The following is a 19,291-nucleotide window of genomic DNA, read 5'->3' on the forward strand; positions in this document are numbered from 1 at the left end:
TCGTCGCGCGCTTCCCTAAGTAGAAAATAGCTTTTCTGTTGAGGAAAAACAAAAATCCCGATTCAAATCGGGATTTTTGTTTTAAATATTGTTTACTGTGGCGCGACAATGATACTACCGAAAAATGAAGTTGAAGCAGTAGTCAAATAATTGTCGCACTCATTGACATAAGGGGATGTCCACCCCTTATCATAACACCCACCCAGCCCATTGTGATCACAACTCCCATTACACCACCCCCAATTATCCTTCACCTGCACGGACGGTTTGAAGACGCAACAGCCACCCGGGAAACGCGCGTCCGGACAAGTGTCTTGCCAGCCGGTGCCGTCTTTTAGACATTGGTAAACGTGGTCAAAACGGAAGTATGAGTTGTCACAAGATTTATCCAATATCTGACCGAAATTGACAGACAAACTCTCCGACAGACACTGATCCAAATATTTACAATCAGCGGATTTAACACAAGTTTTGCCGGTGTCCACGTTAACTGTGGTGCGACTGTCTGTGGAAAGGGCAGAAATATATTCCGTAGCTTGGACTTTACAAGTGCCGTTTGTGCATGTACCGGCAACTACGCCGCGATGGTTGCGATAATAGCCATTAAGGTTGGTCAAATCACCGTCACCCCAACTGACAATAACATTTCGCAAAGGCATTTGATTGGCGTCGGCAAAGGCGTAAAATTTAATGTTGGCCGGGAAGACGTATGACGGAGAAACTACATTACCGGTTGATTGATCGTTGACGGTGATACCCGGATTACCTTCACCGCATCTGCCGGCTAAACATGCTTGCGTGTTAAGAGAGCGGACTTCGGGCGGTCTCGGTGTTAATCCCGAACATGCTTGCACAGAACTTCCGCTTAAGGTAACGTTCGGACAAATGTTTTTATCTCCTTTTTCCGTATAATTATTGTTGACGTAATAGGTTGAATTGGGAACATAGGCCTTTGAGTTAAAACTATATTCCAAATCCGCATAAACGCTCGCAAAAATCTTGGCCGCGGCCTTTTGGCCTTGATCTAAAACAAAGTTGCTGGCCGGACTCTTTTTAACTCCGCCTGAATCGGTGGTCATGGTACAACCACTGCCATTATCATACTGACAACTGAAAGGAGCGCCGGAAACTTGTTTGGGGGCTGTTAAATTGTATTTACACGTACAATCATAAGTCGTGCCGTCGGATTTTACCGGACAGGGATTGCACTCACTCTCCGCCTTTGGCATGGCGCCGACAGGACTAAGCACAACAGGACTAACCGGTTGGGTATTCTGACCAATACTGCCAAATGGACTACGATTGGTTAAATAATCATAACCCACCCAATCAGCAATCTCCGGTCCGCCAAAATCTCTTATTGAATACTTTGATTTTTGCCATAAACGATCTGTCCAAGCCACAGCGCGTCCGCCACTGGGATTAATACCACTGTCAACGGACACATCCAAAATCTTTTCGCACCACTGCCTTACTCTAAATTTCACGTCATAGTTAATATGTCCTGTATTAGCAGAATCATCACAATAAGCTAAATAATAACCCAAAAACTTACCGGTATTTTCATCAAACTTTAACCGAACAGCATGCCAATTTCCAAAATTTTTACTAGATAATGTACAGATATCATCCATACTGATGCTTCTATTCCAAATGCCTTCCACGCCCAAGCTTCTGTTGTTAGAGGTTTTTAAAGTGTCGGCTTGCAGAATATTACCGGATAATGTGGCACAAGTTAAAGTATCCCCGCTATAACCATAACAAACCGAACCATCATCCTTAAGATAAGTGCTATTTACCGGGTCGGCCTCATTCTTGGAAGCGCTACTATACATTAATATAAATTCATTTGCTTTACCTAAATATTTGCCAACTACAGCATGCCCAAAAGGACTAACATTACCGCCTCTGGTATTAAGAGCAAACACTGCTTGAGGGGTTCCAACAGGCGCGGTATTATCATTAGGCCAAACTTCAAAAACAGTACCTACTCTAGGATCCTCCGTATCATCACCGGTCACCGTGAATTGAATTTTTTCTATGTCAGCCAAACGTAAATTCTTCTCTCCATTATTTGAGTCAGCAGGCACAAAAGCTCTTATATATGCATTGTCGGATTGTTCCATCCACCATCCGGTCTCGAGAATATTCGTATCACCCAGACCATTTGCGGTGTGCATTTGTAAATTTTCAGTACTCCCCTCTATGGCGGGATTTGGCTTGGCCGTCCACTCAAAATAATAAGGAGTAGCACCTACATATCCCATCACTTTATTTCCACTCAAACAATAATACCTGCCTCCATTTGAAGGATTAACATATCCGGCTTCCCTGTCCTGGCCATTGACATCCGGAGCGCCGATTAGAGTGTCAACCGGATACCAAGTCAAACAAGTGTTGGTCTTGCCGTCCGCGTTTAATTGTCTGGAAATATCCGGCTCCAAACAATAACCGTGCCAGCCCACAAAACTGGTTTGCTTGGTGGCTTTGTTGCAAGTGCCGCCGTCCGGACAATCAGCATCGGTTTCACAAACCTTGCCGTCACGGGTGCCATTGGAACAAATTCCGCCCACCACTCCCTTAATCATCGTATTGTTCACGCCGGCAATGCCAACCAAATTATTCGGATTGCTTAAATTCCAATACTTGGAAATTGAATCCCCATAACTGACTTTTGTATAATCACATTCGCAGGCACCCGCCGCACTCGCATCAGTGGTCACACCTGTCCCACTTTCATTGCACAAATTCGCGCCGGCATAATTTTGCGCTGATTTCAAACTTTGCGTGTTCGGATACGGCGCGCTTTCTTCCGGATAATTGCGGCAAGTTTGTTTGGGCGCGTTAGCGTCAAAGTCGGCGGCCGTGCCGTTTGGGTTTAAAACGCAGACCGAATTATTGCTGGCGGTTTTTTCACACAAACCAATGCCGCCGCGGCCGCACTTATCCGTACCTGCTTTGCAAAGATAAGATTCAGTTTTGGTTGAATCCTGGCAATATTGCGCCTCGCCGCAAGAAATTTGTTTGACTAAACGCCAATCTGCATTAGTGTTGCTTCCGCCGATATTGACCTCGCTTAATTCTTCAATCGGGAAAGTGTCCAGCAAACTGTAACCGGCAAAATCCATACCTTTCCAACTGATGTCGCGGTTGCGATACAGTGTGTCGCTTAAAACCTGGCCGGAATAGGCGCTGATACCGTCAATCCAATGCGCGCAATTAGTTATATCACTGTCAGTAAATGATTGCGGCACCTGGTCACAGCGGCCGATCCTGTCGCAGACCTCTTTATAGGCGCCTTTGCTTTGATCCCAAACCCGATGCGATGAACGGCACTGCAGCCATTCACCGCAAGTCCGGTCGCGGGTAACTTTTATAATGGTATTAGCATCATTATTGGCAGTACTGGTTGGCGGCACGGACTGTTCATTTAATGATTTACTGATCGCGTAAGTAACTTCCGTATCAAAAAGTTTGTTCGGCAGATCTGTCTCGTCAAACAAGATACAACCGTCTTTCTGGCTTACCTGTCCATTACATTCGCCGATTTTTTTAGACAAATTGTCATTGTTGATAACATAATACGATTTATCACTGTCATGATGATCCACAAATTCGGTACAGCCGTTTTGCTCAACCGGACACTCGCCGACAAAATTTTTATATTTATCCTGTACGCCGTATGACCAAATATCATAGACATTGCCGGATTTTATATAATCCGGATAACATGGCTGGGTGCCGTCGCCCACGCCTTTCCAGAACCAGCCGGCGGATTTAACGCCATTAACGGTGATATTAGTTCTATAGGCACAAATCTTTTGGCCGATAATTTTTGGATCTTTGAAATACATCGTGCCGTTTCCATAAGAATAGGCGCTGCAACCGACCGCTTCATTTTGACACAAGATGCTGTTATAGCTGGCCGGATCATTTTTAATAAGCACGTCATTATATGCCTGACTGCTAGTAGTTTGAGCTATTTGTCCGGCGCTTACACAGCCCAAATCAATGGAATTGCAAGTCGCGTCTTGATTGGCCACTAAATAAATCGGTGACTCTGGTGTGGTATCCGGAGGTATATATACAGTGGAGGTTGTGATAAAGGCCTTACTGCCGGCTTGTGTTTGGATTTCGGCAATGGTCGCTCCATTTATATTAACATAACAACCATCACGATCTTGCTGGATCTGACATTTGTATTCTTGGCTGTTAATAGTGACACTGACATTTTGTCCGGCCGCGCCAACCAACCAAACATTATACGCCTGTGCGTTCGAATTATCAGGAGTATTGAAGGTATCAAAAAGTGCTGTGCAACCAATCGCCCCTTCTCGGCACAAATAACTGAAGCCGGTTAAATAAACCGAAGCGGCGGCCGGAGTTTGATATTTTGAACAACCCAGGGCCTCGCCGGGTAAATTATCGCTCGGCTCGCTATCGCAAACCGAATCAACGCGCAATGAATTTTTAACCAAATAAACATAATCAGAAACTTCAGTAAAATGAACATTATCAATAAAGACAGTGCCATTACCGCCCAAAGAGAACACTAAATTGGTTGACGAGACACTGCCGGAAAGTTCAACCGGTCCGAGGTGATAATACTGCCAGGTATCGCTTATTCCGACCGTACCCAAATCACTTGGTGGCGACGGTGGACTGGTTTGATTTTGTAATGAAACCTTAACGCTGTTCGCGTTGCCCTTTACCCAGAAAGTTAAATCATAACTCTTTTGCGGAGTTAAATTTAAATTTTGTTTGTAAAATGTCTGGCCGGTAGTGCCATTATAGGCCAAGGAATGTTCACCGACATGGGTTGACTCCAAAGATACGCCAAGCACTCCGCCCGCACTCGCCCAATTGATGGCGCCTGTGCTGGTTACTCCTTCAAAACTATCAGTAAAAATTGTTTGGATATTATTTCCGGCATTGCCTTTATAGGCGTGGCAAGTATTTGCAAACGCGGAACATGATTGGCTTGAACCGGCATTGGTGTAGGTGCCGGCGGCCAAGCCCATATAAAAACACTGGCCATTTCGCAGTTCACCGTTTAAAAGACAGTTGCCGATGCTGTCAAGCTCCGGATTATCCAAGCGATATGGCGTGCACTGATCGGAAACCACGATTGTTTTTGAAAGCAATTTATAATAAACATTTCCCTGGTCATCGTTAAATTGACGGCAATCCAAACTGGCGGTACCGGCTTTATATTCTGCTTCGCTACAGGCCGTATTACTAAACGTTTTCGGACTGCCATCCGTGTCTTGTTCTAAAAGAAAGGCCTTTAATTGATACCCGCCGGCGGTTGAGCCCTCGTAAGTGTAAAATTTCTTTTGTAAATTCGGATCCGGATTTATACACGGACGCAAATAAGAAAAATATTCAACTCTTTCCAAACCGGCCGTGGTAGTGCTTAAATTGGTAAAACCGGTACAACCCTCATCTTGAGCGCTGCACTTATTTCCGGAGGAAGGAATGATGTATGAAATTGATTGGCCGTTTGAATAATTGTTCGGCATCTCGCGGTAAGCCGCGTAGCCCTCGCAGCGCGCATCGCATTGATCGTTCCAAATAATATTACCATTATCAATCGCGGCTGGAGTGAAGCGCCCGGGAATATTATCACCGCCATAAGTTATGGGCGTATACCAATTACAATTCACTTCATCGGGCGTGCAGGCCTGGGAATAATTTTGGCAGTCAACTGTTGGCTGTAATCTAGATAAATCCGCTTGAGTTCGCGGCCAATCAATTTTTGGCGTGGCTAAATTAATATCATAACACTGGGCGTAGTAAGGAGCTTTTTTCAAGTACGCGGTAATTGACGAGCTGGCCACATTAAAGGCCGAACAGCCGGCCGAATCAGCCGAACAACTGGAAGATAAATTATGATTAAAATAAATAACAGAATTTTGATCACCGCTCACTAAATCATTTCGCGAGTAACCGGTCCAGACCCCGGAGGTGACGGTGGTATAATCTTTTTTCAAACTATAAGCCGTACAGCCCGCATTATTGGCGTCGCAGTAACCGGTATCCAAAGTCCGATATAAATAACTCACGGTATTGCCGGTGCTGTCTTGAAATGTTTTACAGGTGCGATATTGGGCATCGCAGGTTTGGGCATCAATTTTCCAAATATTTTTTTCTCTGGTGCAATAACCGCTGATAGCACAGCTGCCATTGCTGTCATTCGCCACACAAGTGCTTAAATCGACGCACTCCTGCTGACGGTTTGGGCCGCTTGAGTCCGCCAAACTGGGCCCGTAGCCCACAACATTACACCTGGCGGCCGGGGCTTCCAAAACCCAATTCGGATCTATTAAGTGGCAAAATGGTTTATTGATCGGATCATTCTGCACCCCAACTACATTACCGCGGCTGTCTTTGATAAAAATACAATCATTAAACCCATCCACAACCTGTTTGAGCGTCCATGGCTTATCCGGATTACTGTAAAGGGTCGCAATTTCAAAACCAAGGGGCAAGACCCTGGCTTTTCGCAGTTTGGCAATGTTGGCGTAGCAATACGCTGAATTGTAACAAGATCTATTGGTATTGTCGGACACGCGCTCCGGCGGGATAAGTTTCCAATCGCCATGAAGCCAATTTTTTGCCAAGGCCTCGGCGATTGAAACCGGTGTACCAAAACCCTCTTCCTGTGCCGCCTGCACCAATCCGCCATCGGCTACACAGTTGTCAGGACCGGGATTATCAGGACAATTTGAAAAATTGGAGAGCACATCATACTGGCTTACCTCAATAGTCGGCGGCACCAACAGTTCGCTGAACATATTTTGCGCGGCGGCAATTCCACCTGTGTATTCGGCATCATAGTTGGCAACCACATTACCGGTGGCCGGACAATTACTGCCCACACAGCCCAGACCAAAAGGCAACATGCCTTTGGTCATGTAATTTTTTAACATCGTGCCGGCCAAGGTCGTCAAAAATAATTTTGCCGCTCCCATCATTGAGCCCTCCAGACCGGAGCCAATGGTGGCCATGGTGCTTTGCTGGCTGGCCGCGATTTTTTTATCCGGAGTATTGCTCAAACCGACTGCCTGATTAGCGGCCGCCGGACTGGTGATACCGCCTGAAATCGGCTGGGTTGACGGTTTAAATCCCTGACCCTCTTGTCTTTGTAAAGCAGCGGCGGCACTTTCTTTAGCCACCATATTATCAATTTTTTGTGAAGCGCTCATGGCTAAGCCAATATCGCTCTGGCCAACCTGAAAAGAAGCATTAAACCTGTTTTCCAAGGCCTGACCGCTGTATTGACTCTTCCAGCTGTTGGCTGACCAATTTTTTTGAAAATCACTGAAAGTACAACTTGGATTGGTTGGTGGGGCATACTGCATTTGCAAACCAAGACGAAGGGCCAGATCCATTCTTACGTCCGGAATTTTACAAAGATTCAAACCAAACGGTTTGCCAAGCTGTTCAATGGCCACGCCGGCCGCGTTGTTGGCTACATCTCCTAAATAGCTGCCAAAACTTTTGGTGTGGGCCAACGTGCCCTGACCCTTGCCGCCGGAAGCGACATAAACGGCCGTGTCATAAGCGATTTTTCTGACAAAATAATCAACGGCTCTAACCACGGCATTAACAATGGCGGTTTTGAATCCGGTTTGAACTTTATTTTTAATTTGTACAGCATTAAATGCGGCCAAAAGAGCCGCGTCGGCAACAGGCATCCCCTGCGCGTGAGCCGGTATTGCTTGAAACAAAAATGGAAACAAAAATATGAACGTGATCAGTCCGATAAAAATTTTTCTAAACCTGAAAAACATATTTTTGATTATTGCCCGGTAATTTGACTGCTAATAGTGGACGAAGCCAAAATTTCCTGAACCATTACCATTAAATCAGCATCTGAAGTGCTGTCTAAAACCTTTTTTTCAACCCCGGCCGATAGGAGCATTTGTCTGACTTGAGCCGGGTCGGTTAAGGCCTGACTCAAAGCGTCAATGCTGGCGCTTGAGTCGGGCTCCTGCATTTGACTGATCACTTCCGCAGTAGTACTTGGCGACCCTCCGGAAAGCGGCACGGCTTCACTGCCGCCATTTACACAAATTTTGGTTTTTTCATTGCACAAGGGGCTTGAACCTTTGGCTATCTCTACCCCGTCGGGAATGCCGTCTGAATCCGTATCAGCCAAATACGGGCTGGTTCCGTATATAAAAATTTCATCAAAATCGCTAAGCCCGTCATGGTCGGTATCGCGGTATTTAAGGGTATCAATATTGTTGACAACACCGCTGTCAATCGGCGGCACTTCTTTGTTAAGCGCGAGCGGACCATACATGGAATTTCTAATCTGCAAAGCGCCCAAACCGACCGCAAAAATAGCAAAAATCAACAGCAAGACAAATCCCATCTTCTGCGTCTTTGTTAGACCGGGGCGAGAATTTAGTTCATCTGGCATATCTACCACCGAACATCTTTTAATGTTGGTGATATTATATCACAGATTTAGCTAATTAATAAGTGGATAACTTGCGAGCGAGATCAATCCAATTTTGAACTGATAATTCCTGGGCTCTTACCTTGTTATTTAGCCCTAACTTAGTGAAAATTTCCTGAAGTTTTGATCTGTTTTTCTTATTGATTAGGTGCTCGAGGTTTTTTATCAAAATTTTGCGCTTGTTGGCGAACCCGGTTTTGACGATTTTAAAGAAAAATTCGGTTTCGGTTTGGTTTTTGAGTTGGGTTGGGTTTGGCTCTATTTTTATTACAGCCGAGTCAACAGCCGGTTCGGGCCAAAAATATGCCCTGGGAACATTTGTGATAATTTCGGGTTGGGCAAAAAACTGGACTGAAACAGATAACACCGACATGTCCCCTGGTTTGGCGCAAATGCGCTCGGCCACTTCTTTTTGGACCATTAACGTAGTGGATTGCGGTTGATTTTGTGAGGTGAGCAAGGTGCGGATAAGGTTTGAAGTGATTTGATAAGGGATGTTGGCCACGACTTTGTATGGTTCTGTTGGAAACACCGGGGTTTTTAAAACATTACCCCAGATTATTTCTATATTGGGGTGGGTTTTTTGGATTTCTTCCCAATACGGGGTCAATTTTTTTTCAATTTCAAAAGCGATGACTTTTTTGGCTTTTTCGGAGAGCGCCAAGGTGAGCACGCCAAAACCCGGGCCGATCTCCACAATTGTGTCATCAGCTTTGATTTGGGCGGTCTCAAGCATTTTTTCAATCAGCTCCGGATTAATTAAAAAATTCTGGCCGTATTTTTTGCTGGGTGTGAGACCGTATTTTTTACAAAGCGATTTTAGATAATTTTGATCAAACAATTTGGACATTGCCTTGTCTTAAAATTTTTAATTCATTGCCGACAACACTGACAATGGTCGAGGGTTTATTTTTTGGCAGTTCGCCGTAATCCAAAATTATATCAGGTTGAAACGCTTGATTTGAGAAATTTTTTATAATTTCTTGAGCGCTGTAGGTACTTTCGGTTTCAGAAATGTTGGCCGATGTGGCTACCAACGGTTTACTAATCTTCTCGGATAAAAATTTTGGAACCGGATGACTGGTTACGCGCAAGGCCAAAGTTTTTTCTGTTGAAACAACACCATTGGCCAGTTGATACCCAGTCGGCTGGTCGTTTTTATATTCCCCCACTATTGTCAGTGGTCCGGGCCAATACTTGCTGGCCAGTTGTTCCAACAGATCATTCCACTCTAAATATTTTTTTGCCATCTCAATTGTCGGCACAACCACCAGTAATGATTTTGTCTGCGGACGTTTTTTAATGGCAAAGATTTTATCAACCGCCTTTTGATTGGTCGCGTCACAACCCAAACCGTAAGATGTTTCGGTGGGAAAAACAATCGTCTGGCCGTTGGTAAGTTCAGCCGCGACCTCTGCCAAATTTTCTTTACTTAAAATTTTCATGATTTTATCCATTTCAAATACGCCTCTGAAAGGGGTAATAAATTTCCTTCCAATACACCCTCCGGATCAGCGGATTCATAATCGGTGCGGTGATCTTTTACCATGTGATAAGGATGTAAAACATAAGATCGGATTTGATTGCCCCATTCAGCGGATTTGTATTCTCCGCGAAGTTCCTGTTTTTCTTTAGCCAATCTTTCCTGCTCTAATCTGTATAATTTAGCTTTCAAGACCTTCATGGCCATCTCTTTATTTTGCTGTTGTGATCTTTCATTCTGGCAAGATACGCTGATATTGGTCGGCAGGTGGACAATACGCACGGCCGAATAAGTTGTATTGACGCTTTGCCCGCCGTGGCCGCCGGACATAAAGGTGTCAATGCGGATATCTTTGGGGTCAATATTGATATTTATATTTTCATCAACTTCAGGCAAAACTTCAATCAAGGCAAAAGAGGTGTGGCGCATTTTTTCCGCGTCAAACGGAGAAATGCGCACCAGGCGATGCACCCCGTGTTCAGATTTCAAATATCCATACGCATACCTGCCCTTAACTTCAAAAGTTATGGATTTATATCCGGCTTCAGCGCCTTTTGACTCATCCAAAATTTTTGTCTGCCAGCCCTGTTTTTCGCAAAAGCGCATCACCATGCGAAGTAGCATCTCCGCCCAATCCTGTGCTTCGGTTCCTCCGCTTCCGGCGTGAATCGCGATAATGGCATTGCTTTTATCATACGGACCGCTTAACAAAACATACAATTCATATTGCTGATATTCTTTTTCTAGCGCGCTGGTTTGGGCTTCAATTTCTTTAGTCATTTCTTCGTCAGCCCCATCGATTAATTCCAAAAGGTCTTTGGCCTTTTTTTCCAAGTCCTCAAATTTTTCCACTTCCTTTTTTATATCCTGATAATCCTGGGATATGGTTTGAGCGTTTTCCGCGTTATTCCAAAAATCCGGAGCCGACATCTCTTGCGACAATTGCTCCATTTTTTGTTTGAGTTCTTTGATGTTCAAAATTTTTTCTGTTTGAACAATTTTTGTATACAACTCATTTAACCGCTCCTTTAACATACGAAGTTTTTAATACATGCCCCCGCCCATACCACCCATGCCTCCACCCATCGGCGGCATCGGTTCTTCTTTCTTGGGCAAGTCAGTGATGACTGCCTCGGTGGTGAGGAACATTCCGGCAATTGAAACTGCGTTTTGCAGCGCCGTGCGAGTTACCTTAGCTGGATCAATTATACCAGCTTTAAATAGATCTTCATATTCTCCGGTTGAGGCGTTATATCCGTAACTGCCTTCTTTGCCTCTGACATTTTCGGCAATAACCGCTCCGTCAACACCGGCGTTTATGGCAATCTGTCTAAGCGGCTCTTCCAAAGCCCGGCGTAAAATATTTACAGCCACATTTTCTTCAGCTTCTAATTTTATAGTATCCAAAACTTTTATCGCCCGCAGTAAGGCCACGCCGCCGCCCGGCACAACACCTTCTTCAACCGCGGCTTTGGTCGCGCCGACCGCGTCTTCAATTCGGTGTTTTACTTCTTTCATTTCGGTTTCAGTGGCCGCGCCAACTTTGATCACCGCCACGCCGCCTGCTAATTTGGCTAAGCGTTCCTGTAATTTTTCTTTATCAAATTCGCTTTCTGTTTGCTCCATTAATTTTCTGATTTGGGCCACGCGTTCTTTAACTTCTTTTTCATCGCCTTTGCCGTCAACGATAGTGGTGTTATCTTTGGTGGCGATAACTTTGCGGGCGCTGCCCAGGTCTTCCAAAGTGGCATTTTCCAATTTCAAACCGATTTCTTCGGAAATCACTTTGCCGCCGGTTAGAATGGCAATGTCTTGTAACATTTCTTTGCGTCTGTCGCCAAATCCCGGGGCCTTTACGGCCAAAACATTAAATGTGCCGCGAAGTTTATTAACCACAAAAGTGGTTAAGGCCTCACCTTCAACATCTTCAGCAATCAAGACCAAGTCCTTCTTGCCGCCTTGCGCCACTTTTTCGAGTAGTGGTAACACGTCATGAATGGAAGTAACTTTTTTATCCGTTATTAAAATATACGGGTCGTTATATTCGGACTCCATGCGTTCGGTGTTGGTCACCATGTAGTGTGACACATAGCCCTTATCAAATCTCATACCGCGCACGGTTTCAATTTGCATGCCGAATGACTGTGATTCCTCAACTGTGATCACACCATCTTTGCCGACTTCTTTCATGGCCTCGGCGATTTTTTGACCGACTTCTTTATCATTGGCAGAAATGGACGCCACATTGGCGATCTCGTCTTCAGTAACCGGACGGGCAATTTTTTCTTTTAATTCTTTGACGATTTCAGCCACGCATTTATCCAAACCGCGTTTTAAAGCCACCGGATTGGCGCCGGCAGTCACATTTTTCATACCTTCTTTAACAATCGCTTGAGCCAAAACCGTGGCCGTGGTGGTGCCGTCGCCGACATCATCATTAGTTTTGCTGGCCACTTCTTTTACCAGTTCCACGCCGGCATTTTCAAATTTATTTTCCAATTCAACTTCTTTGGCTACCGTCACGCCGTCTTTGGTAATGGTCGGTGCGCCGTAACCTTTATCCAAAACCACATTGCGTCCTTTTGGACCCAAAGTAACTTTGACAACATCAGCCAAAGCATTCACGCCTTTTAACAGGGCGTGTCTGGCTTCTTCATTATAGATGATTTGCTTTGCCATATGAATTTAAGATCAAAAAAATTAAAAATTTATTCAATGATTGCGACCACATCGCTTTTATCTTCGTCTTTGCCAACGTATAAAATTTTGTATTCAATTTCGTCTTTGCCTTTGCCAACCTTCACATCTTCCCCACCCCATTTTTTATATAATATTCTATCGCCGACTTTAAAACCCAACTTGGCGACGGCGTCGCCGTTACCCAAAGCAATAATTTCGCCTTCGGCTTTTTTTTCTTTATCAACGGTTTCGGGCAAAACAATACCAGAGGCCGTAACCTCTTCCTCTTTTATTGGCTTTACCAAAACCCTGTCTCCCAATGGTTTTATGGACATATTTTTATATAAAAATAGATGAATTAGGGGTGAATTAAGGGTATTATCACTCAAATTATGGGAGTGATAATTGTGAATACATTATACAATATTTTTAAAAAATGTCAAGAACCCATGGGTGGTGGACCGGCGGGGACTCGAACCCCGAACACCGCTTACCAAGGGCGGTATTTTACCAGTTAAACTACCGGCCCGCAGTCCACCGGTACGAGTGTAACACAAAGGCGATAAAAAGATTTTAAAATAAAAATAAAAGATCCCTCTATTTAAGAAGAACCTTTTACTGGTAAGCGATGTGTAGCCAATAGTTTAACTGGCTATCGCCCTTTGATTTAAAATTATCACGACCCAACCGTGCTGTCAAGTTTTCCTGCCCCCATTCCCCACACCACAAACCAGAAAACCACGCCTGTCCACATACTCCAGAGCCAATGATCAAACAATCCGGCGCATAACAAAGCAATAATAACCGGCAAAAAAAATAAATTATTTTTTGAGATTTTCTCCAGCCATTTTAGATGAAAAATTAAGAAAATTATTATCCCGACCAATCCCCACTCCACCAAAATCAACAAATAAATATTATGCACCGGCTGATATTGATAGGACGGCCAATTTATATTTTTTTGATACAGCGCGTAGGTGAACGCGCCCGGACCGACGCCAAATAGTAACTTGGCCGGCTTCAATAAAGATACAGCTTCGCCATATTGAACCTGCCTTTCATAAATTGATTTCTGTTCCAGCCGGTTACTCAAATTAAACCGCGCCGCAAAAACCGGATACAAAATTGCTAAAAAACAAATGGATAATAAAATATAAAAAATGGCTTGCTTACTGAAATCAAACAGCTTGCTTCTTTCTTTTATATAAATAATTATTTTTAAAGTTATCAAACCAACCACTGCCGCCAGCCATGCCCCGCGTGAAAAACTCAAAATCAAGCCGGATAAAACAAACAATTGGCCGACACTTAAAAAAATCTTCAACTTGGCATCGGTTTCTCTTAAATATAAAATCAAACCAACCAATAATAAAATAGCCAGATAAATTCCCAAAGAATTAGGCGAACCAAAACTGCCATAAGCGCGCAACCACCTCTCTTCACCAAACTCAATTACACTGGCACCGGCCTGCCGGCCGAACTGTTCGGCCATGCCTAGCCATTTGGAAGCAAACACATGCTGGATAAAAAATTGATGTAAGGCCAATAAACCCTGCGGAATGCCGCCGAGCCATAAAGCATACATGGATTTTTTATAAAAACCCTCACCCTGTCCGGCCAAGATCATAAACAGGCACAGGCCTTCAATCACATACAAAACAAAATTATAAGAAACCTGCCAATTAACGCTTTGCCAAACCGAAATTATCAAAAATAAAATAAAACCCAAACCAATCCATAAATTTTTCTTATGGGTGCGATAATGTTCCTTGCTGAAAATTCGGTGCCAAAACTCATATTTGCCAAAATTGGCAATTATAAAAAATACTACCAAGAGCGCCCATAAAATCTCCGTGCCGTATAAGCTGTACGTCCCGTACTCCCAAGCGCCGCCGTTTAATTTCCCGTAATGCCAAATCCAGCGCGTTTGCCACGGAAGCAAAAACAAAAAAATCCACAATAAATAATTACTGATTTTGCGAAGCATATATTTTTTTTAACCATTCCCCGCGAAAACGCTCGCGCGCGTCTTGTTCGTGAAATTTGAGCATGCTATCGGAAATCACCACGCCCTTATCCCCTTTCCGTTCAATATCCTTGCCGGAAAATTTCATTTTGGCCAGCTGAATTTTTTTGGCTTGCGTTTCAATCAGTTTGCCATAATCCCCCTGCCACATCGCCTGCCACATTTTTTTCCAAATTCGGCCAAAAGCCGAATCGCGCACTGCAAATAGATAAGAGGCCGGCTTGACCCGAAAAGTATTCGGCAAAAACTTTTCCGTCCAGCGATTGGCGTCTAAAAATTTTTGATAATAATTTTCCGGATCATAAATCGGAATCAATTTATGAATCCAATAAACCAAATAAATATCTTCGTCAACGATTTTCAAAGGCGAGAGGTCCAAATTGTCGTCGGCGGCAAAAAAACTTAGACAAACTTTATTTTTTGCCTTGTCGCCAACCCGCCTAAGCCGGAATAAACTTAATAAAAACGCGGCAAACAACCGAACCAGCCAAATCCGATTTTTTTCGGTTATAATAAAAAAATCAATATCACTGCCCTCGCCGGCCTGGCCGAAGGCCACTGAATTACAGACAAAAACTGCTTTTAAAAACGGCACTGACCGAATCTTTTTGGCGGCGCGGCGGGCGATTTTTAATTTTTCCGAAGATACTAACAGCCCTTCATTTCTTTTATATACATTGGCTTCTTTGCCGGCCAAAAAATAATACCCGCCCTGATATTTTATCTTTTCTTTATCTATATTTTCTAAATTTTTTAGGAATTCTTCATAGCTAATATGTATGCCCTCCCCCGTCCCCGGCCCTTGCCATAAAAATTCAAACAACTCCTCTTTGGTAAGGGGATAACCAAAAATATCAAAATAAGAGAGGGTTTTGATAATTGATTGATCCAGAAGAGAAGACATACACCTTTTTGATTTTATTCTTCCGGCGTTGCCATGGCCCCAAAATCTTTGGCGGCGTTAACTTTTAAGACATTGTCAAAAACAATAATTTTTTCGGCGGTGATATCTTTAACCTGCGTGTGATTTATCAGATAATATTTGGCGCTTAACACATTGGGCCTGACCAAATATTGCGTCACAGTATGCGCACCGACGTCAATTTCCAAATCACAAACACGGCCAAGCTTAATGCCTGATTCTGTATAAACCGGCAGATGCGTTAATTGACGCAAATTAATTATCATACCGTGGGATTTGACGTAGTGGGGGGAGTGATAGGAGGGGTCGGAGGAACAGCCGGAGCAGCCGGTGAACCGGGTTCACTGGTCTTCTTATTTAATAATATCTGCTGAAGTGCCATTAGTACGGTTCCAAAAAACCAATAAAGGGTAAGCCCGGCCGGAAGACCAATACCGATTACCACGGTCAAAATCGGCATAAAATACAGCATCTGTTTGTTCATCATGCTCATCATGGCTTCGTCTTTTCCTCCCGCGCCCGCCTCTTTTGGCGGTTGTTTTCTGACCAAGGTCTTTGCCTGCCAAAATTGAGCCGCACCGGCTAACACCGCTAAAACAATGTTCGGTTTGGCCATATCAAAAATCCCGAACGACATAGAACTTATCGTGCCCGGATTGGCTACAAAGGAATAAAGGTTGGTTGCCAAATTGCTTGAAGCCAAGGCATCGCGCAGTACCGTATACAAAGCAATTAAAATCAAAAGTTGAATGATGAGCGGCAAACAGGAAGAAAATGGATTGACTTTGTTGTTTTTATACAATTCCATTATCGCCTGGGTCTGTTTTTGCTGATCGCCGGCATATTGTTTTTTAATCTCGTTCATTTTCGGCTGAATCTCCTGCATTGATCTCTGCGCTTTTATTGAGGAACTTGTTAGGGGATACAAGATCAGGCGCACAAAGATGGTAATAATGATAATAACAACTCCAACATCATGACCGGGGATGATATTATATAACCAAACGAACAAGTTAAATATCGGCTGATATAAAATTGTGTTAAAAAGGGCAACCATAATTTCAGGCGTTTAAATTTTTTAAATTATTATTTTATTTCTTCAGTTGTTTCCGCTGGTTTTTCTTCGGCCGGCGTTTCTTCGGCCGCGGCTTCTTCTTCGGGCACTTCCTCCGAAGATAAGGCCTGCGAACCGCCATCCTCATTGACGTTTATTTTCCAACCGGTCAACTCGGCGGCCAAACGCACATTCTGACCACTGCGGCCAATGGCCAGAGAAAACTGATCCGGAGCCACACTGACATCGGCGATTCTCTCGGCGTCATTTAATTTAACATCCAAGACCCTGGCCGGTGACAGGGCATTGGCAATATATTCAGCGCTGTTTTCATTGTATAAAATCACGTCAATTTTTTCACCGCCCAATTCTTCAATAATGGTATTGATGCGGCCGCCGCGCTGGCCGATACATGAACCAATCGGATCAATGGACTCGTCACTGGTAAACACCGCTACTTTGGATCTGTAACCGGGATCGCGGGCCACGCCTTTTATCTCAATTAAATTTTCATTTATCTCCGGAATTTCTTGTTTGAAAATTTCTTTCACCATGCCAATATGAGTTCTTGACAGCACAATTTCCGGACCGCGCGGAGTCATTTGCACGGCCGCGACATAAAATTTCATACGCGCACCCGGACGATAACGATCGCGCGGGCTTTGCTGATCACCGGGCAAAACCCCGGTCACTTTGCCAAAATCAACCAACACCTTTCTGGCTTCGGCTCTTTGAACGGTGCCCATAACCACGGTACCTTCTTGTCCTTTGAAATCATTAAACACCATATTGCGTTCGGCCTCACGAATTTTCTGAATAATAACCTGCTTGGCGGTTTGGGCGGCCATGCGGCCGAAATCATGGGGAATTTCCAAAGCAATCTCAAGCACATCGCCCAGTTTGGCGCCCTTTTTAATTTTCTTCGCTTCAGCAATCATCAGTTCGGTTTTGGGGTTGAAGCGGGGCAAATCGGCAATTTCTTCGTCAGTCAGTTCTCGGCCTTCTTCGCGGGCTTTTTCCCTTCTGGCTGTAAGTTCATCCTGGGCCTTGGTTAAAACCTCCTCATCAATATCCGCGACCACGGTTTTAATATCCCAAACCTGCATATCGCCAGATTCCGGATCAAATTTTACTTTAATATTTTGCTGTTTATTGCCAAAATCCTTGCGGTAGGCGGCCGCCAAAGCATACTCAATGGCTTCCATCACCGAGTCATAGGATAGATTTTTTTCATCGCACAAAAATTGGATTGCCTTAGTTATTTCCGACATATTTTATTAAAAATAAATTACTTAAGAAAAAAGCAGCTTCTTATTAAAGCTACTTTGATAATAAGATAATATCACAGATATTTAAACTTGTCAAATCTTGAGATAAAGTTAGTCGTGCGGATTATAAATCCATTCGCAATTTTTACTGCGGGCGATATCAGCCGGAGTCACCTCTTCAAGCGCCAGGGGCAAATCCCGCTTGTCCATTCCGTCTTTAAAAACTACGGCCTGTTTCTGTTCTTTGGCCACAGCGTTATAAAAAGCTTTTTGTATGAATGAACTGCAGACAAAAGTATCCTTATTTATTAGAAAATCCTTGACATGCTTATTGCCGCCTTTTAATTTAAGCTCCACAAATTTAAGCAAAAATCCCAGCAACCTCAAATAGTCATAGGGAATATCCACATTATTCATCAAAAACGACAGGACTCTGGCCCTGACTTCTTCGGACAGCCCGGGTACGCGTTTAACCCCCAGTTCCAAAAAATCAAAATGTTTTGTGTATTTCTGGATGCGGTGAATTTCAATACCGTGATCTTCCGCGCTAATAATTAAAATATTCTTAAACAAACGACTCTTATTGGGCACAAAAAAAACAATGACGGCATGATTCCAATAACTACCCAAAATTTTCCGGATGGATCCGGAAAGCGCCGAACGGGTGTCTCTGGTTAAGATGATATCCGCTACCTGCAATTTTGATTCAATTTTTTTCCAAGCTGCGGCGCGCCTTTTACCCCGGGGCATCATATTAATTTTTTATTATATATCCAAACCGCCTTGCCGCTTTGGGCAATATCGGCCGGGGTGGTAATATCCTGCAATTCCATCGGCGACAAGAAATCCTCTCTAAAAATCATGTCCTCTCTTTTGTCCCATCCAGCCGCCTCGTAGAAGGCCTTCTGCACAAAACCGCTACAGCTGAATCTCTGTCTGCCCAGCAAATCTTCACTAAATTTTTTTGAAATCGCCGCGAGCAAAAACCGGGATAGTGTCAGTTTATAATAAGGGGCATCAACATTCATCAGCATAAAAGACAAAATTCTCTTTCTGGTTTCAGGGTCCAAATCCGGCACGCGCTTTATGCCGATTTCGTATTTTTCCGGATCTTTAAGATATTTATCCAATTTATGAACCTCTATGCCGCGCGGCGCAACCGCCTCAATAATCTGATTATAATATTGGCCCTTGGCAACATCTTTGGCAAACAACACTAGAGCCACATGATCCCAATAACTTTTCGTTACTTTCCTGATCAGATACCTTAAAAAATTTTTCTTTACGTGCACCAAAACAATATCCGCTTCTTTTAAAGGGGGAATTATACCCTTCACGCGTTCCAGGGGAAAGGCGATGTAATTTCTCTCCTCCTTCGTGGACATAAAA

14 protein-coding genes and 1 tRNA gene are annotated in these 19,291 nt (G+C 43.8%); all 15 read right to left on the reverse strand.

Annotated elements, in window-relative coordinates; genetic code table 11:
* Window positions 1-92 precede the first annotated feature (92 nt).
* The 15 genes from WC526_04160 to WC526_04230 all read right to left on the reverse strand — a co-directional run bounded on the left by WC526_04160 (window position 93) and on the right by WC526_04230 (window position 19,287).
* The gene (locus tag WC526_04160) at window positions 93-7,796 is read right to left on the reverse strand and encodes a hypothetical protein (protein MFA5062313.1); all 7,704 of its coding nucleotides are present in this window, start codon (window positions 7,794-7,796) and stop codon (window positions 93-95) included.
* Between the two features lie 8 nt (window positions 7,797-7,804).
* Complete coding sequence (locus WC526_04165; GenBank protein ID MFA5062314.1) at window positions 7,805-8,431, reverse strand: hypothetical protein; 627 nt, start codon at window positions 8,429-8,431, stop codon at window positions 7,805-7,807.
* Window positions 8,432-8,486: 55 nt separating this feature from the next.
* Window positions 8,487-9,320 (reverse strand): 16S rRNA (adenine(1518)-N(6)/adenine(1519)-N(6))-dimethyltransferase RsmA, encoded by an 834-nt coding sequence (rsmA, locus tag WC526_04170; GenBank protein ID MFA5062315.1) that lies wholly within the window; start codon window positions 9,318-9,320, stop codon window positions 8,487-8,489.
* Entirely contained in the window at window positions 9,304-9,927 is a 624-nt protein-coding gene (locus WC526_04175) for an L-threonylcarbamoyladenylate synthase (protein MFA5062316.1), read from the reverse strand. Before WC526_04175 ends, rsmA begins: the two co-directional genes overlap by 17 nt.
* The gene (prfB, locus tag WC526_04180) at window positions 9,912-10,988 is read right to left on the reverse strand and encodes a peptide chain release factor 2 (GenBank protein ID MFA5062317.1); all 1,077 of its coding nucleotides are present in this window, start codon (window positions 10,986-10,988) and stop codon (window positions 9,912-9,914) included. The genes WC526_04175 and prfB overlap by 16 nt, the downstream gene beginning before the upstream one ends.
* Window positions 10,989-10,997: 9 nt before the next feature.
* Window positions 10,998-12,632 (reverse strand): chaperonin GroEL, encoded by a 1,635-nt coding sequence (gene groL / locus WC526_04185; GenBank protein MFA5062318.1) that lies wholly within the window; start codon window positions 12,630-12,632, stop codon window positions 10,998-11,000.
* 29 nt (window positions 12,633-12,661) lie between these two features.
* On the reverse strand, window positions 12,662-12,967 hold the full coding sequence (locus WC526_04190) for a co-chaperone GroES (protein ID MFA5062319.1): 306 nt from the start codon (window positions 12,965-12,967) through the stop codon (window positions 12,662-12,664).
* A 119-nt stretch (window positions 12,968-13,086) separates the two neighbouring features.
* A tRNA-Thr gene (locus tag WC526_04195) sits at window positions 13,087-13,161 on the reverse strand.
* Between the two features lie 147 nt (window positions 13,162-13,308).
* Window positions 13,309-14,619, reverse strand: a complete 1,311-nt coding sequence (locus tag WC526_04200; GenBank protein MFA5062320.1) for an O-antigen ligase family protein — start codon at window positions 14,617-14,619, stop codon at window positions 13,309-13,311.
* Window positions 14,600-15,562 carry a hypothetical protein gene (locus WC526_04205; GenBank protein MFA5062321.1) on the reverse strand — a complete coding sequence of 321 codons (963 nt, stop codon included), beginning with the start codon at window positions 15,560-15,562 and terminating at the stop codon, window positions 14,600-14,602. The genes WC526_04200 and WC526_04205 overlap by 20 nt, the downstream gene beginning before the upstream one ends.
* Window positions 15,563-15,576: 14 nt before the next feature.
* Window positions 15,577-15,846, reverse strand: a complete 270-nt coding sequence (locus tag WC526_04210; protein ID MFA5062322.1) for a PRC-barrel domain-containing protein — start codon at window positions 15,844-15,846, stop codon at window positions 15,577-15,579.
* A complete protein-coding gene (locus WC526_04215) occupies window positions 15,843-16,637 on the reverse strand; it encodes a YidC/Oxa1 family membrane protein insertase (protein ID MFA5062323.1) in 795 nt (264 codons plus the stop codon). Before WC526_04215 ends, WC526_04210 begins: the two co-directional genes overlap by 4 nt.
* A gap of 29 nt (window positions 16,638-16,666) precedes the next feature.
* A complete protein-coding gene (nusA, locus tag WC526_04220) occupies window positions 16,667-17,905 on the reverse strand; it encodes a transcription termination factor NusA (protein MFA5062324.1) in 1,239 nt (412 codons plus the stop codon).
* Window positions 17,906-18,013: 108 nt separating this feature from the next.
* Window positions 18,014-18,655, reverse strand: a complete 642-nt coding sequence (locus WC526_04225; protein MFA5062325.1) for a hypothetical protein — start codon at window positions 18,653-18,655, stop codon at window positions 18,014-18,016.
* Window positions 18,652-19,287: a YiiX/YebB-like N1pC/P60 family cysteine hydrolase gene (locus WC526_04230; protein MFA5062326.1), complete on the reverse strand. Its 636-nt coding sequence runs from the start codon at window positions 19,285-19,287 to the stop codon at window positions 18,652-18,654. Before WC526_04230 ends, WC526_04225 begins: the two co-directional genes overlap by 4 nt.
* Between the last annotated feature and the right edge of the window lie 4 nt (window positions 19,288-19,291).

Source organism: Patescibacteria group bacterium, assembly GCA_041649475.1.
In the GTDB taxonomy this organism is placed as follows: Bacteria; Patescibacteriota; Patescibacteriia; order Magasanikbacterales; family GWA2-37-8; genus JBAZNA01.

Coding starts and splice junctions, on each gene's coding strand:
- WC526_04160 (MFA5062313.1), bottom strand. CDS start 7,796: ATGTTTTTCAGGTTTAGAAAAATTTTTATCGGACTGATCACGTTCATA.
- WC526_04165 (MFA5062314.1), bottom strand. CDS start 8,431: ATGCCAGATGAACTAAATTCTCGCCCCGGTCTAACAAAGACGCAGAAG.
- rsmA (MFA5062315.1), bottom strand. CDS start 9,320: ATGTCCAAATTGTTTGATCAAAATTATCTAAAATCGCTTTGTAAAAAA.
- WC526_04175 (MFA5062316.1), bottom strand. CDS start 9,927: ATGGATAAAATCATGAAAATTTTAAGTAAAGAAAATTTGGCAGAGGTC.
- prfB (MFA5062317.1), bottom strand. CDS start 10,988: ATGTTAAAGGAGCGGTTAAATGAGTTGTATACAAAAATTGTTCAAACA.
- groL (MFA5062318.1), bottom strand. CDS start 12,632: ATGGCAAAGCAAATCATCTATAATGAAGAAGCCAGACACGCCCTGTTA.
- WC526_04190 (MFA5062319.1), bottom strand. CDS start 12,967: ATGTCCATAAAACCATTGGGAGACAGGGTTTTGGTAAAGCCAATAAAA.
- WC526_04200 (MFA5062320.1), bottom strand. CDS start 14,619: ATGCTTCGCAAAATCAGTAATTATTTATTGTGGATTTTTTTGTTTTTG.
- WC526_04205 (MFA5062321.1), bottom strand. CDS start 15,562: ATGTCTTCTCTTCTGGATCAATCAATTATCAAAACCCTCTCTTATTTT.
- WC526_04210 (MFA5062322.1), bottom strand. CDS start 15,846: ATGATAATTAATTTGCGTCAATTAACGCATCTGCCGGTTTATACAGAA.
- WC526_04215 (MFA5062323.1), bottom strand. CDS start 16,637: ATGGTTGCCCTTTTTAACACAATTTTATATCAGCCGATATTTAACTTG.
- nusA (MFA5062324.1), bottom strand. CDS start 17,905: ATGTCGGAAATAACTAAGGCAATCCAATTTTTGTGCGATGAAAAAAAT.
- WC526_04225 (MFA5062325.1), bottom strand. CDS start 18,655: ATGATGCCCCGGGGTAAAAGGCGCGCCGCAGCTTGGAAAAAAATTGAA.
- WC526_04230 (MFA5062326.1), bottom strand. CDS start 19,287: ATGTCCACGAAGGAGGAGAGAAATTACATCGCCTTTCCCCTGGAACGC.